Genomic DNA, 15,954 nt, shown 5'->3' with positions numbered 1-15,954 from the left:
GAAAAATATCCAAGCACAGAATTATTCCTACGAGAAAAAAATGGAAGCTTATCAAGACAAGGATAATGTGGTTACACCATTCTTAATAACTCAATATATTATCAAGTGCGGAAAATGGGATATTGAAGAGCTAGAAAAAAGAGGCAAGCACTTACACAACAGAATCATGGATAAATTGGATATATTCTAAAAAATCATCTAACACTTATCAGGCCCCCGGCCGTCAAGAGTAAAGATAACCATTAACGCAAAAGATTTACTTTTCGTTCTTTGACAAGCGACTGATCAACCACGAATCATCCGGTTTCTGACTTGGGCTTTACGAACTGGCTGCAGATTTCGGATATGTGGATGAGATGATCTCGCAAACGATCAAATATATAAAACCATAACAAGCGCATGTTGTCGGACTAGTTTTCCGCTGCGCTCCAAACTAGCCGCAAATGCGAGCGTTAGCCATAAAAATTATAAATATGAAAACCATTGAAATCATACTTGAAAGCATTCTTTATATAAATATTTTGCTCTTCCCGTTAAGCACAATTCTACTGATAAATAAGGCAAAAAAGACGAATTACAACCTTGTGAAAAATGCAGTAAAGAACCCAATACTGCCAAATCTCAATTTGAGATTTTTCGAAGATTTAAGAGTGGAATATAAAAAAAGTGTAGGGAAAAAGAGCTTAGCAAATTTGAACAAAACATCTCAGTAATCTTTGTTTTTATGTTTTGCAATATTATTGGCACTTTCAATATTTACTGAACTTTTCAGGTATTGAAAAATGGCTAACAAACTAATGTCTTTAGGCTTGTCAACCGATCTTTCACAATTGAAGACATAACACTCCCTTTGCTGGTTCGTGAATTTGTTTAAAACTGGCGATAATGTCTCTTCGGCTCTTCAGTCTGAGAGCGGGTCTACCTTATAGGCCATGTCTTAAACAGTTTTCGCATCGAGTGGCAGTGACGATCAACCAGATCATCTGCCTTAAGCAGTGACAATTAGATGGCGACCATCTCGATGCGAAATGGGTGTTTCTGGAAGTTCTTAAGCTATTTCACTCTGCTTATGCGGCACATTGATACTGGCTTTCACAGGAAAAAACGCGGTTCCGGTCGAAATGGTCAGCCGATTTATACCAGCCGTAAAATAACTTCAGAAATTTTCGCATAAAGAGGCCCAAAGGGGTCAAATCTTTGTTTGACTCTTGCAACCCTTGCCTCTAAATCAAATTCTCATGGCTAGACCGCTACGAATTGAAAATCCTAATGCCTGGTATCACGTCATGGATCGGGGCAGACACTGGGAAGATATTTTTGTTGATCAGAAGGACCATGATGCCTTTCTTGCTATTCTGCAGGAGAGTACAAACACGTCCGGCGTGCAGATTGCGGCCTATTGCCTGATGTCTAATCATTATCATCTGCTCGTGCAGACGCCCTCCGGGTTCCCTCCATTCCACAGCTGCTTTGAGGAGCGGCAAAAACTCGGGCTGGTGCCCTCAAACATTTGCCGCTCTGATCTCAAATCAGCCGTTCCATTCCGGCTGCGTCACATGGGAGTGGCTGACAGAACTTTGAATGGGATATAATTGCAGCCTCCCTCCCCTTATACCAGCGCTGAAGCAGAGCAAAACAGCGATGAGATAAGCGAGGAATGTTTGAGGGGTTGAAAACCCCGAGTTTTGCGAGCGCATCGCTGGGTTGCGTAGCGGAAGGAACCTGCTTTAGCAGGCGCTGGTATTGGGGCGTCCTCTTTTGGATACTTTTCTATGTCGCGATAGAAAAGTCTCTCGGCTGGCAGGACGAAACCCGACGATTTGATTTTATCAACCACAACTTCAGTCCACAGACATCCATAATGTCAGCATGAAAATAGATATCGCAATAAAAATGCTGCAAAATCGTGTAGAATCTCATCATACAGATCCGTTTACTTGCGAATTAATCTGGACACAAAAGATGTCTGTTGGTCATGCCGATTCGCCCTGCGATCGGTTATCTTAACAACCATGAGAAGACGATGATCGGACAGCAAAGCAATGATTGAAACTGCTGGCTTAGCATTAGCAACTTTTTTGGCCACGATTGGACCACTCGACGTAGCAGCCATGTTCGCTGCTCTGACAGCAAACCAGACCGCTCAGCACAGACGTTCAATTGCCATCCGCGGAATCCTGATTAGTACGGTAATATTACTGGCCTTTGCATTGGTTGGCGAATTTCTATTAGCTGGTCTCGGTATCTCACTTGCTGCATTGAGGACCGCCGGTGGTATTTTATTATTATTGATGGGCATTGACATGGTTTTTGCCCGCTCTTCTGGCGGCACATCAACCACTGACGAAGAGGTCACTGAAGCGTTTTCTAAAACTGACATCTCAGTGTTCCCACTGGCAACTCCCCTTATTGCGGGACCCGGTGCAATGGGTGCCGCCATCTTGCTAATGGCAGACCAGAAAGGGGACGTCGCTGGGCAGGCGATCATTATCGCGTCGATTTTACTGATCTTACTGCTGACTTTCATCTCTATGTTACTTGCCGGTAAAATTCAACATTGGCTTGGTGTAACCGGGATGCAAGTCATCACACGGATCATGGGGGTGCTGTTATCAGCGCTGGCAGTACAATTCATATTTGATGGAATCAGGCAAAGCGGACTGGTTGGATTCTAAAATTAGCAATATGCTTCCCATTCTCCCCTATGTCAGCATTGGAACAAAGCAAACAGGCGATGAGGTCAGCGAGGAATGTTTAAAGAGCGGCAAACCTGAGTCTATAATCCCCAGATATTTGCCGCCCTGATTATCAAATCTATATTTCCACTCCAGTTGCGTCACATGAGAGTAGACGAGGGTATTGCAACTTGGAGTCTCCCTCTATTCTTCCACGATTTTACTTACATCATCTGGGTTTTTTTCAGCCGTTCAGCAATGGTTTGACCTAGCACTTCAGCTTGCGCCCAGGTGTCACTTTGCCCTTCGACCTGACAAAATTTTTCCGGAGTAATTTCTGTATCATCGCCGAAAACCCAGGACAATGAGCTCATAGGACAGTTCTGGCCGTAACCACAAACCATGCACTCAGTATTCCCTACGACTTTCAATGACTCCAGAACATCCATTCCTTCCATCATCAGTGCCTGACCGAGCTGGTCGCTGGCGGCATCTAAACCTGGAGCGCCTCGTCCAATACCGGTAACAACTGTCACGGCAAGTTTTCCACGATTAAGACCGTTTTGATGGCGAAGAGAAAAAAGTCTTTCCAGAAAGGATTTTGTATACGCATCAAGGGATGCATAGGGCGAATAACCGCCGACGACAATAGCACCAGCGTATCTTACTTTTTCTGCGATCTCCTGAAAGTCGTCCTTCACCTTACAGACATTGTCTTTGGTACAACCAAGACAGGCAGCGCATGGTTGAACTTTCTTAGTGGACAACTTAATAAATTCGGTTTCTAGACCTGTATTGTTCAGAACGGATTGTACAAGGCGGTCTGTGTTTGAATTTTTGATAGGACTGCCTGATATTCCAATAACCTGTGGTCGCATTAATGAATCTCCTTACCGGATATATTTAATTATTTTATGATATGCATCATGTGCCTAAAAATTCGGCGTTTAAAATCAGTGCATACAACGTTAGGCTTAAAGTAATGACTGTTGCCAAAATGAGAAAATAATCTACTTTGCCGTTTTTAAATTGCCCCATAACTGGATAACCCTCTTTCTGATTTTTGCGCAAAAGTCCATCACCAAACCAACTGGACAAAACACCTTGCACCAAAATCGTGAAATAAATATGCCGATAAAAAGAACAAACGGCATTAACAGCCACTGAGCGCTATTGCCTTGCAGTTTGAACAATGCAGAGAAAGGTTCATAGCTGGAGATACTTGGATTGGCAAGATATATAGCCAGCAGAAAGGCTAACCACGTTAACCCGAGTCGTATTTTCTGCAAACGCTTGAATGTATGTGGACAGGGCTTGTAACTCATTCCTCCCATTTTATGGAGGAACTCCTGGATCGCCCCAAAGGGACAAAGATAGTAGCAATAAAAATTCTTGCCCATTAAAACGGTCACGAACAATGTTCCGACCACTAATAGATACCAAAATGGCCGCTCTAAATATGATGGGGCATTGCCTGTGAGTAACGTGGCAATGTTGGCAAAACTGATCGGTGAATTTTGCCAAAATCCGAGAAAGGCGAGTGATGCTCCCATCACTAACAATCTTAACTTATGATATTTTTTCCACAGACTGAAAAATACAATCACATATAACAGCCCAAGGAGAAGCTCTTCGATACCAATTAATGTCTCTGGCTCTTCATGTATGGTTAAGTTTAAATGGCTTCGACCAAACCAGTGACTACTCTTTCTAACCGCATTAACGATGCCCTCAGAGGTATAGGTGGCACCACTAACAGCATCAATATCACTATTTAAACTTAAGGGGTCATCGACAGTATGTCCCTTAACCCTGCTCAGGAACCCATCCGCTAGAACTTTTTGAAAAAACCAGGGCGTCTCCACTTGATTCAACACAATAACATCGACAATGAGACCGCTATTGTCGATACCAGCTAAGACCTTAATCGGCCCAGCGTAACCCGCAGAACTGGCTTCCACGGCATAACCAAGATTATTTTTATCTGCGTTAAATACTTCATAAACCGGATATCTCGCATTGTCCTTAACAAAAGACACCGCTGTCGGAAATATTTGTTTGAGATCGTTTAAGACATTTTTTTCTCCGGTATTCCCTTGATAGATTAAACCGAAAATTGTAATGACTGTCGCAAAAATAATAAGAATTATTTTTAATTTTTTAATGACTTTACTCATGTCAATCTCTTTATCAAATGATTTATCCTGAAATATCGGTTTGACATTGCATGATCTCTACCACGGAGGAATTGCATAAAAAGGGGGCTTCATATTTAAAAAAACAAAGCCCCCGAGACAAACATCTTCTATATGATTTACGTTAACTTGCAGCTGGTGCTTTGGTTAAACACTTTCCTTTTCGATACAATTTGCGTAATCCGATAAATCCAAACAGGGCAACTGCACCAAAAATTAAAGATCCAAGGCTGGCAGCACGGGTTTCCCCTTCACCTAAGTTAATGACAATAAATGCGATCCCGGTAATCGTCCAGAAGACCCAGATACTGCCGGTTAAGTATTCGATCCAAGATAAAGTTATGGAATTTTTCTTTTTATAATCCCAAAGTTTTATGACTAAAGTTGCAGCAATGGCTCCAAATATAAACATCAACATAGTTTGCTCCCTTTTCCTATAATTTCCACGGTGCTAAATCACTCGTAAGCGCCCTCGGAGTTGGTTGAACCCCGTAGAACAAGTCATCCATCGATTTCAACAGTTTTGCCCCTAATGGATTTCTGCCCATGATACGGCCGGCACTATGTAAAATATTGTCTGGTTTTGTAAATGGACACACGGCAGCACAACTCGCACAACCCGTTGTTGCTCTTTGGGTCATACATTTAACAGGATCTAATTGATATCTGACAACACCACCAATCATTTCAGGCTCGGTTTCATCGTTGATCGCCTTTGAAGGGCAATTTTCCGCACATTTTTTGCAGGTTTTGCAAAACTCTTGCAGCCCGAAATCAATTGGATCATCCGCCAGCAGTGGCATATTGGTCGTGACCGCTGACAGGCGAACATGTGCTCCATAAGGGGTTACCAGCATTCCCATGCGGCCAAGTTCACCGAGTCCAGCTTGGACCGCCAACGGGATCATGTTGAAATCGTCAGTCCCGTTCATTGATTGCGCTTTAGCGTCGTAACCTAAACTACGAATCGTACTCTCAAGGTATCTTGGATAGATGTCATCGTCTGAACATTCGGTCGCAACAGTCGCATTGTTCATCGGTCCGACATTTGTTTTCAGCCCGTAGATACCTTCCATTTTCCCGATCATAATTGCGTACTTATATGGGTATGGCCATGGAATATCGCGCCCATTATCAACGATTCTTTCTGCTTTTGGTGCCCCTCTCAGGGATCCCCAGGTCCGTCCGGTCTTGTAAAAGAATGGTCTTAAATCTTCTGTAATTTCACAGACACCAACCAGGTCGGCACCAAACCATTTTGCGACTTTTTTGATTTTTGCCGTCATTTCTCCAGCAGGGAGCACCAGCTTATTGGCTTTGATCCCGATAGATTCCCAACGACCAGGTCCCAAGTTAACGTGCCACTGGTCCGATGCAGCGGTAATTGCACCCCCCCAGGCAGCATCTTCTTTTTGCTCATCGGTGAATGTCGCGGTAAGCTTTGCTCTGTCATCCATCGCTTTTTTTACCGCTTGGCCCCATTTACCAGTGTAATCTCTATTGGTGCCATGCATGAAGAATTCGGCAAATGCGTGGGTTCTTGCATCTTCAAACTGGACCACGTTATCGCCTAATTGCGTCGTACCAATAAAGTTCTTTCTGTGTGCTGGGATCCTTTTATAAAAATAAGAAGGAAGCTCTTTTCTATACCGCTCTACTTCAGCAGCTTTTATTGTTCCAGGGCCACCGGGATCATAATTTTTCCCATATGTACCGGCAACTGCTACACTTGGCAGGGCTAGTGATAACCCCATCCCTTTGATAAATTTTCTTCTGTCTAGTTTTGACATTAAATGACTCCTTTTGAAAAATTTTCCTGCTGACAGTTAAAAATGAATGCTTTGATAAGACGCAGACAAAACCTCCTTATGATGAATTGTGTTGTTTAATCTGTATTCAAAACACTGAGACACATCTGTACTTTTATCTTCACTCGAAACACTTATGACCGAAACTGTTGTGCATACGCTATTCGAGTTAGCAAGTTAGATGCCAACCTCGAAAAATTGTCTAAGTCACTGAAATTATAGCGTTATTATATTTTTTAGGGGAAAATAAAATTAAGCCTAAACGCAACCTAGGTTGCGCCTGGTCAGTCTGAACGAGAGGAATAGCGCACAACAGCAGAGACCACTGCGCCCCGCAACCAGGGTTGCAGGGCGCAGTGTAAGTTGCAGCCAAAAGAGGAGTTGAGATGAAGTTAACGTGTTTTTGATTGGATTAAATCATTTTTGTCACCAGCAGGAGCTACATATTGTATTTCTTCAATCGTTTGCTCAGAGCCTGCCGTGAAATTCCGAGATAACGCGCTGCGAGAGTCTGATTGTCTCCGGAACGCTTCATAGCCTCACAAACCAACAAGCGTCCCGCATCCTCCAAGGTCGGAAGGTTACTGCTGAAGCTGAGTGAAGATGTCTCAGAGCCTGAGGCATCAGCTGATGGAACTGTCTGCTGTGACCCCATAGCAATTGACTTCTTAAATTCATTCAAAGAGATAGAACCCTGCTTATGGACAATCAAGGCATCGTAAACCATCGAACGCAGTTCACGGATATTGCCCGGGAAACTATATTGCTGTAGTCGCGCTATCAACTCTTGAGAAACTTCAGGGACAGGTTTGTTTAAAGACTCGCATGCCTCCGCAACAAAATGTGCCACTAAAAGCGGGATATCCTCTGCTCGTTCTCGTAACGGAGGAATATTAATCTGATGAGCGCGCAAACGAAAATAAAGATCCATGCGAAAACTTTTCTCTTCACACGCTTTTTCCAGGGACTGGTTGGTTGCAAAAACAAAGCGCGCTTTAGTTGTCTTAGGCACATCACTGCCCAAAACATAATACTCTCGCTCCTGAATCAAACGTAGCAATTTAACCTGAGAAGCCCAGGAAAGATCACCAATCTCATCAAGAAACAAAGTGCCATCTTCTGCTTGCGCCACCATACCGTTGCGCGACTTTTCCGCGCCAGTGAAAGCACCTGGAGTATGACCAAACAGAGTATCGGCAAACATATTATCATCCAACCCGGCCACGTTTACAGCCACCCAAGGCCTGTCCTTCGCTCTGACAGCATGTATCGCTTTGGCAATTAAATCTTTGCCAACACCACTTTCACCGATAATCAAAACAGGCTCTCTGCTTGAAGCAAGGGCTTCAATATATTGAAAGATGGCCTGCATTTTATTATTCTGCGTGACAATCCCTGCAAAGATTTCGGGTTGACTTAGTTCCGTATTGAGAAATTTATTTTTGAGTCGCACATATTGACTTTCCAGGTCAAACCGCTCCAAGGCTTGACGAATTTCAGAGAAGAGCCGCGTCTGATCTTCGGTTTTCACAAAATAATCATAAGCACCATTTTTAATACATTCAACAGCGGTCTCAACTTGATTGAGACCACTGAGAATAATCACCGGGATATGCGGATAATTTTCACAGATCCGGGTCAACAATTCCTGTCCCGACACATGCGGCATCGTCAGATCGAGCAGAATCAAACTGACTTGTTGTTCGGCGAGCAGATCCATAACCTGACGACTATCCTGACACTGCAGCAGGTTATTAAAACCACCAGACGACTTCAGAGACACCGTTAAGCTACGCAATAAGGCTGATTCATCGTCAACCATGAGAATCGGCCATTCAGGATAAAGTTCTTTCATATCTGATTCTATCCTCCAGTCACCGGGATAGATAAGGTAACGATTGTCCCTTGTCCCGGTCCCGATATAAAGTCTAGGGCACCACAATGCTCTTTAACTATTTTCAGGGATAACGATAAACCTAAGCCCGTTCCCCCACTATCTCTTTTCGTGGTAAAAAATGGATCGGTGATTTTTTCCAAATTATCACTGCTGATTCCGCAACCTTCATCAACAACCTGAATGCAGTTAAGCTGCTGATCTTCATCATACCACGTTGAAATTTCGAGTTTTTGTGTCGATTTCGTCAGAGATTGACAAGCATTGAGTAAGAGATTGATCACCACCTGTTCAATAGCCTGGAAGCGGCCCAAGGTTTTTGGCAAGTCATCCGAGCAATTCAATGAAAAGGATTCCGTCGCATTTTTAATGCTGTTACCTGAAAGCCTGATAGCAGCGTGGACAACTTCATTTAAATCAATCATTTCATATTCAGTATAATGATCCTGGCGAACAAAATCCTTAAGATCATTAACAATTCTTTTTATCCTCAGAGCTCCTTCATACATATCCTCAAACAAGCACGGTGCCACCTCAGCGAATTCCTCATAACTTAACCCGGCCACGGAGTCGTCCTTATGTTCTTGGTAATATTGATCTAAAATGGGTGTCACCTGATTCCAGGCTTTCTGCAACAGCGGAGCGTTGATCAGAATCAAGGAATTTGGATTATTAATTTCATGCGCAACCCCGGCAGCCAACTCACCGAGAGCTGCTAAGCGTCCCGTACGTTGAGCGTCCTCTGTCAATCTTTGTTTTTCGGTAATATCACTATTCCAAACAATGACTTTCTCAACTTCATTCTGATAGTTTTTAATCGGGAAAACTTTTTTCTCCCAAATCCGGCCATCTGTTCTGGTGATCTGTATTGACTTTGTTTCCCCGCTTTCGAAACACTCATCACATGAGCAAAAATCACAGGGATCATTACGTTGTCCCCATAATTGGTAACAATGTTGTCCAGGCAGCTCTGTGATATCCAGATCGAATAGCTGTGCAGCCCCTTGATTTGCCCAGACAATTTCATTGTTACGGTTCCGCAACATCAATGCATCAGGAATCCCGTTTAAAATGGCCTGAAATTCTTGAGAGAGTTCCATGAATTGTTTCTGACTGGCAAATAGAGCTTTTTCTGTAGCCTCTCTTTCCTTGACCTCATTTTTCAGTTGATCGTTGCTGCGTTGGAGCCGGTCAAAGGATTTCTTCAGATTTGCACGCATGGTATTGAAGGTACCGACCAGATGATCAAATTCATCGATAGCCTTGCCTCGACGCTTCTTTCGGTTCAGTTGCAGAGGACGATCAAAATTCTCAAAATCAAGATGTTCGGTGTAATCAGCCAAAGCAAGCAGGTGCCGCCCGACTAAATAATAAAACACCAGAAACATAAATAGAGTCACAATAAAGGTCTTAACCGCCTGTGTTCCCATGGTGACGATAAGCCGGTCCAATAGCCGTTGATAGACTCCAGCAGTACTCGCAGTGATGGTTAAATCACCGAGGGGAATTTGTTCATTCCGATACTCTCGGGAAAGCGGATAGTGCGCCTTAATGACCTTGTTAGTGCGGACTGCTCCGACCTCCATAACTTGCTGACCGTTATGGCGGATCTCCAGATGTTCGATATCTGAAAGCCTGAGGATCCCTTCAAGTTGAATCTTGAGAAATTTGGGATTTGCGACCCAAAGAGATTCGATAATAGAATCGAGATAACTATTTTCAATCTGATTGACACTATTTCGAACAGAACGAATATCTCTCTGGTATTCCAAATATAATTGAAACGATGTGCCAATCAGAGTGACCAATGAACTGAACAGGATAATGAACAGAATTATTTTTTTGGCAATGGCACTTCGTTTAAAGCGAAACCTAGAAAACACTCTACTTACCATAATGAGAATCCACAACTCGATCGAGTTTATCTTTAAAAATACGTTGGTAGGTTCCGTCATTTTTCATCGACTGAATCGCCTCGACCAATGCAGGAACCAAAGCGCTGTGACGCTGATGTAAATATAAATACATTGGTTTGATATCTATAGGAGGAAAAAGGGGGACGATCCCTTCACGATGGAAATTTTTGATGTTCCAATTCGCTTGGCTCAATTCATAAACGACTAAATCAGCACGGTTATTTTCCAAAAGAGCAAGTAAACCATCCAGAGTTTCTACCTGGGTTAGATAAGCAGGTGCAATATTTTTCTGCATCAACTTCCAACCCTGGACAATCCCGACACTATAACCCACGATACTTTCCCATCCCTCGGTCACATCAATATTCTCTTTGGCAAATCCGACAAGATAAAAGTCTAATATTTTTTCTGGGACCTGAATCAATTGCGGGTAAAGATCCGTCAATCCGGCAATGCGGGCAAAATCGCCATCAGTAATACCCGCATTCGCATTAATAAGTGACCTTTCAGCAGGTAAATGGCTAATTTGAACTTTCTGACCAATCCGTTGAAATGCCTCGATGACCACTTCATCCAGCACTCCTGTGCTTTCCTGGGTGGATAAAGGTGGAGTATAAATGCTGCCGAAACAGAGGAACTCCTCTGCTTGGGCCGGCATAGAAAAGAAAAAGATAACGGCGAATAAAACAACTGAGCAGGTGGGCATAAAGGGTCCTTCGTTATTATCAAGGATTAACCATCAACACGATGAGGGTGAGGCAACTCAACCAAAATCGAAGCTTTCATAGTCTTCACAGCACATAAACACAAGCCTATTACATTCCATGACTCTTCGAGTAAGCACAAGTCTAAAATTCATTCTCGTCTTATTTCGGTGATCATGAGATGTCACAAATAATTGATTAACAAGGAAATCCCCCCGAGTCTTACGGGCGCATCATCGGTCTGCGAAAGTGAGGCTACCGCCGGTTATCGTAAACGATTGAGGCTGTAGAAAACCCTGAAACATGATAAAATCGTAGCAACTTTTGAGATTCAATCGGGGAACAAAGCGTCCCACGCTACAAAGGAAACAGTTAGCAGGAACCCGCTCTTTTCTCTATCTTTTCAACCAAAAACGGTTCCTCGAGAACTTCGAATATTCTCAATACTTTGACAGCCAAGAATCGCGACCTGACTATTTCCATCATCAGCATGACAGTGACGAACCCGAATAAGTCATCATCTTTTCGTATTGATAGGCAAATATCAGTTCATTTTTCCACGGGGAATAAATGATGAAAAAAAAACAAATAACCGCCACTGACAAAAAACCCCCTAGCCTGCAAAAAAAGTCTTCTTCCCATGAGATTGGGGCTTTTCTCAAGGCTGCTGGAGAGGCAACAGTGGCACAAAAGGGAAGGTTGATTTTTTCTCTGGATGCGACCATGAGTCGACAACCAACCTGGGACAAGGCGGTCACGATTCAGGCTTCGATGTTTGATGCGGTCGGCAAGGCAGGCGGTTTGTCGGTCCAACTGGTGTTTTTCCGTGGCATCAATGAATGTCGGGCTTCGAAATGGGTGATTCATGCGGCCGCACTGCGGGATTTGATGCTCGGGATTCAATGCCTGGGAGGACAAACACAGATCTCCAAGATCCTTGATCACGCCAATCGTGAAACAACGAAAGCAAAGGTCGCTGCACTGGTTTTTATTGGCGATGCCATCGAAGAGAATATCGACCTGCTCTGCCAAAAAGCGGGCGAGTTGGGGATCAAAGGAGTCCGTTGCTTTTTCTTTCAAGATGGCTACGATGTCAATGTCGAAAAAGGTTTTCGGGAAATGACCCGGCTGACAGGTGGCGCTTATTTTCGGCTTGGACCTGATTCAGCAAAAGAACTCGCAGAACTGCTTGGTGCGATTGCCGTCTATGCCCGGGGAGGGTTGAAAGCACTTGCCAACAGTGACAGACGGGGTGAGCGTCTCCTGCTGGAGCAGATCTCAAAATGATTTTTCATCTTTTTCTATCTGGAAAATAAATGGTTCTGTATCTTCTTATTCTCTTATTTGTGGTGATCGGTATTTACTGGTTGCTGACCTTACCGGCCAAACAAATCGCGGCTATTGTGATGACTGCCGGGCCGGTCGTTGTCATCATCGTAGGGGGTGTTCTGACTCTGTTGCGGCGCGGAGCCATTGGCTTTCCTTTGATTATTATGGGCGTTTCCTGGTGGCGTCGAATTCGGTCAAAACGATCGACCAGTTCCGATAAAGGGAATAAATCAACGGTCCGTTCGGCACACCTGGAGATGGAACTCGATCACGATACCGGGGAGATGGACGGCAAGCTATTAACAGGTCACCGGCAAGGTGCCCGTCTGTCTTCGCTGAGCGAAGAGGAGTTGTTGTCCCTCATTTCTGAGTTTCGTTCCGACACAGAGAGTCTTTCACTGCTTGAATCATTTCTCGATCGATACCACCCCGATTGGCGCGATCGAACGGATTCTGCTGCGTCTGGAAACCAGGGGCATCGATCTGATTTTGACAATATGACCAGACAGGAAGCCTATCAGATTCTTGGTCTTCAGCCACAGGCTTCTCAGGAAGAAATCCACCAGGCCTGGAAGCGGCTCATAAAAGGGGTCCATCCAGATAGCGGCGGTTCCGATTTTCTAGCCGCAAAGATTAATGCCGCCAGGGATATTCTTTTACAGCAGCAATCATAGCTGACTACAATTTATCCTTCTATCTTCACAGTTAAATTCCACCGCAGCGCTTAAACATCTCCCGTCCTGATTTTAAATCAGCGATTGTTTCCAAGCGTTACGAGCACGTCACTTGCTGGTGAAACAAAATTCGTCAATTATTTTTAATCGGGAAAAACGAGCTGATTTCCTTGTTATTCTAACCCCCTCCATTGTAAAAATAACGGGGACATCATCCCGCGAGAATCTCCCCAGAATGGATTACCGGATCTAATTTAAGTGCGAAGATAACAGATGAAACAAGGCAAGCGATTACATAGATTTAAGTTGATTACTTTTTGTGCATTATTAGCTCTGATAATGACTGGCTTTGGAGAAATTATTATTCTGCGCGATGCTGAGCATGAAGAAACACTGCTTCGCAATACCATGCAAAGCTATGCAGCCATGATCGCTCAAGAGACTCAGATTAAAATTTCCAATGGAATTTTTGCCACAAAAACTCTTCATATCCTTTTGGCATCCGGAAACTACAAAACGGATGATTTTGAAGATTGGGCGAAACACATCGTTGAAAATAGTTTTGTGGCCAGCTGCGTACAGCTCGCTCCCGATGGAATAGTCTCTTTTAGTTACCCTCTTGAAGGGAATGAGGAGGCGATAGGGCACAACCTTATTGAAGATAAAAATCGAGATGATGCCAGCCTTAAAACCATAGAATCTGGCGAGATTACTTTTGTCGGCCCTTTAAAGCTCATCCAAAATGGCAAATATGCAGTCATTGCACGAAAGCCTGTCTTCAGAAATATTGATGGAGAAAAGGATTTCTGGGGTTTTACAATTGCTATCCTTTTTATAGAAGATATTTTATCGAATAAAATTGCCCTGCTTGAGCAGCAAGGATTTCAAATTCAAATAACGGGTGACAATCCAGACTCAACAGAAGATCCAATATTATATATATCAGACAATTGGAACGATATAGGTTCTATAGAAGTGGGAATTATAGTTCCTAATGGGCATTGGTCATTAAAACTGAACCATTCACCCATGGACAGTGGTCATTATCTTTTATTTCGAATTCTGACTATATTTCTATCCTCAATGTTAGCTGTCTATATTTATGTTCAACAATCCAGTATGCACTCCAAACAGTTGGAAATAACCAGTCTCAACAAAAAATTGACTAAACTCTCTTTTACCGATGAACTGACAGGGGTAGGCAACCGCAGATCGGGAATGTATATGCTTGAAAAGTATATTCTCGAATCACAACGGTACCATAAAAGTCTCTCTGTAATATTGATAGATCTTGATCGGTTTAAACAGGTGAATGATAAATATGGACATCCTGCCGGAGATCTCTATCTATGTCATTTTGCTTCTTGCCTGAAAGCTTCAATCAGAAAATCTGATTCCATCTTCAGAATTGGGGGCGATGAGTTTTTGATTCTATTTCCCAATACGGATCAGCAAGAGAGTATGAATGCCTTAGAGGGCTTATTTCAATATATTGAAAACCATCCTTGTCATCTTGATAACACCACACTCCCCATAAACTTTTGTGCAGGATTATCTGAGTATCAGAGTGATGAGTCGATAAATTCTCTTCTGGAGCGTGCTGATAACAAACTATATGAAGCAAAAAAGTCTGGACGCAACAAGATTAAATCGTAATATTCTGGGAACTGGAACAAAACAACCCGCTGACTCTTTAATAATCCATGACAATGGGAGCTTGTACAAAATAAAACCAGAACCCTTTGACAAAAATCTCTTCTCCCACCGATAATATCGGATGACTGCTCTTAGCAGGATTACCATCCGATACAACAGAAAAATAACTTCACATTAACGCGGTATTTTTGGATCGATTTCAGAAATATGGCGTTTTTTGATATGGTGAAATTAAAAATTTATATACTGGATGAAAGTGATACGACTGAAGATATGCGTCAATTGGCTAAATTGAAGATGAGACAAAAGCGGAAAAAACGCTCTGAGCTCTCATCGATTCACGCTTAAAATATTGGTATTATTGACATTCCCCACAGCGAGTGGCCCTCTCCCTGACCTCCAGGCTGCTGTATGGTTAAAGTAGCATGATAATCAACGCAGCAAGTCTGAGATTAAAACCTCTGACAAGGTTATTTTCCATCCTCCAGCATTCAGTTTCAGACCCTTGACAGAAAAAAACCTTCGACCTAATATCAAAAACATACTTAATAGGTTAACTAATATGAAAAATGAGATTAACTCTCAGGCAGAAATGTCTGATCACAACACGACATATGAGGTCAATGAATCGGTGCCTATGTTGATGGCGGCCTGCGTCAAGTCCTTACGTCAAAGCCTCAATGCACGGTTCGCGGAGCTGGGATATGCCATTACTTCGGAGCAGTGGATTCTCCTCTGTCATCTGGCAGAACAGGATGGGGTGTCACAACTGGATCTCGCACGCCGTTACCGCAGCAGCGAGGTGTCTACGTTAAACCTACTCAATAAGCTGGAAAGCCATGATCTTGTCCTCCGCCAACGAGATCCGATCGATGCACGGAGCAAACGTGTCTACCTCACGACCAAAGGACGCAACCTACAAGCCAAGCTCATCCCGGCGGCTAAAGCAAACATCCAGGCAATGAGTCAAGGGCTCGACAGTGACGATATTGAGCAGTTAAAAGCCATATTGCGGACCATTTATCGAAATTTGTCAGGTTGATTTTTTACTTATAAACTTAACCCATTAACTATATTTTCAACGCCAAAAGTCATCGGAAAGC

14 protein-coding genes are annotated in these 15,954 nt (G+C 43.3%); 7 read left to right on the top strand and 7 right to left on the bottom strand.

Features of this window, described 5'->3' with window-relative positions; translation table 11 throughout:
* The 3 genes from BLU87_RS10295 to BLU87_RS10280 form a co-directional block, all read left to right on the top strand.
* Positions 1-190: GmrSD restriction endonuclease domain-containing protein (locus BLU87_RS10295; RefSeq protein WP_139167526.1), on the top strand; the 190-nt coding region annotated here is incomplete at its 5' end.
* Positions 191-1,238: 1,048 nt separating this feature from the next.
* Positions 1,239-1,592, top strand: coding sequence for a transposase (locus BLU87_RS17985; RefSeq protein ID WP_139167524.1), 354 nt, complete (start codon positions 1,239-1,241; stop codon positions 1,590-1,592).
* Between the two features lie 450 nt (positions 1,593-2,042).
* Positions 2,043-2,675, top strand: a complete 633-nt coding sequence (locus tag BLU87_RS10280) for a MarC family protein (protein ID WP_092347769.1) — start codon at positions 2,043-2,045, stop codon at positions 2,673-2,675.
* Positions 2,676-2,899: 224 nt separating this feature from the next.
* On the opposite strand, the gene BLU87_RS10275 is transcribed toward BLU87_RS10280, so the two are convergent.
* The 7 genes from BLU87_RS10275 to BLU87_RS10245 form a co-directional block, all read right to left on the bottom strand.
* The gene (locus tag BLU87_RS10275) at positions 2,900-3,553 is read right to left on the bottom strand and encodes a flavodoxin family protein (RefSeq protein WP_092347766.1); all 654 of its coding nucleotides are present in this window, start codon (positions 3,551-3,553) and stop codon (positions 2,900-2,902) included.
* 132 nt (positions 3,554-3,685) lie between these two features.
* Positions 3,686-4,852, bottom strand: a complete 1,167-nt coding sequence (locus BLU87_RS10270; RefSeq protein ID WP_092347763.1) for an FMN-binding protein — start codon at positions 4,850-4,852, stop codon at positions 3,686-3,688.
* Between the two features lie 142 nt (positions 4,853-4,994).
* Positions 4,995-5,288 (bottom strand): hypothetical protein, encoded by a 294-nt coding sequence (locus tag BLU87_RS10265; RefSeq protein WP_092347760.1) that lies wholly within the window; start codon positions 5,286-5,288, stop codon positions 4,995-4,997.
* A 16-nt stretch (positions 5,289-5,304) separates the two neighbouring features.
* Entirely contained in the window at positions 5,305-6,660 is a 1,356-nt protein-coding gene (locus BLU87_RS10260; protein ID WP_092347757.1) for a reductive dehalogenase, read from the bottom strand.
* 457 nt (positions 6,661-7,117) lie between these two features.
* Entirely contained in the window at positions 7,118-8,533 is a 1,416-nt protein-coding gene (locus BLU87_RS10255) for a sigma-54-dependent transcriptional regulator (RefSeq protein ID WP_092347754.1), read from the bottom strand.
* 8 nt (positions 8,534-8,541) lie between these two features.
* Positions 8,542-10,467 (bottom strand): ATP-binding protein, encoded by a 1,926-nt coding sequence (locus tag BLU87_RS10250; RefSeq protein WP_175498345.1) that lies wholly within the window; start codon positions 10,465-10,467, stop codon positions 8,542-8,544.
* Entirely contained in the window at positions 10,457-11,194 is a 738-nt protein-coding gene (locus BLU87_RS10245) for a substrate-binding periplasmic protein (RefSeq protein WP_092347749.1), read from the bottom strand. The genes BLU87_RS10250 and BLU87_RS10245 overlap by 11 nt, the downstream gene beginning before the upstream one ends.
* 568 nt (positions 11,195-11,762) lie before the next feature.
* Here BLU87_RS10245 and BLU87_RS10240 point away from each other — a divergent pair.
* The 4 genes from BLU87_RS10240 to BLU87_RS10225 all read left to right on the top strand — a co-directional run bounded on the left by BLU87_RS10240 (position 11,763) and on the right by BLU87_RS10225 (position 15,893).
* Entirely contained in the window at positions 11,763-12,479 is a 717-nt protein-coding gene (locus BLU87_RS10240) for a vWA domain-containing protein (protein WP_175498344.1), read from the top strand.
* Between the two features lie 29 nt (positions 12,480-12,508).
* The gene (locus tag BLU87_RS10235; protein WP_092347743.1) at positions 12,509-13,195 is read left to right on the top strand and encodes a DnaJ domain-containing protein; all 687 of its coding nucleotides are present in this window, start codon (positions 12,509-12,511) and stop codon (positions 13,193-13,195) included.
* Positions 13,196-13,468: 273 nt separating this feature from the next.
* The gene (locus BLU87_RS10230; RefSeq protein ID WP_092347740.1) at positions 13,469-14,851 is read left to right on the top strand and encodes a diguanylate cyclase; all 1,383 of its coding nucleotides are present in this window, start codon (positions 13,469-13,471) and stop codon (positions 14,849-14,851) included.
* 562 nt (positions 14,852-15,413) lie between these two features.
* Positions 15,414-15,893 carry a MarR family winged helix-turn-helix transcriptional regulator gene (locus BLU87_RS10225; protein ID WP_092347737.1) on the top strand — a complete coding sequence of 160 codons (480 nt, stop codon included), beginning with the start codon at positions 15,414-15,416 and terminating at the stop codon, positions 15,891-15,893.
* The last annotated feature ends 61 nt before the right edge of the window (positions 15,894-15,954 follow it).

Source organism: Desulfuromusa kysingii (genome assembly GCF_900107645.1).
GTDB lineage: Bacteria > Desulfobacterota > Desulfuromonadia > Desulfuromonadales > Geopsychrobacteraceae > Desulfuromusa > Desulfuromusa kysingii.
This window is presented reverse-complemented; position numbering and strand designations above follow the sequence as displayed.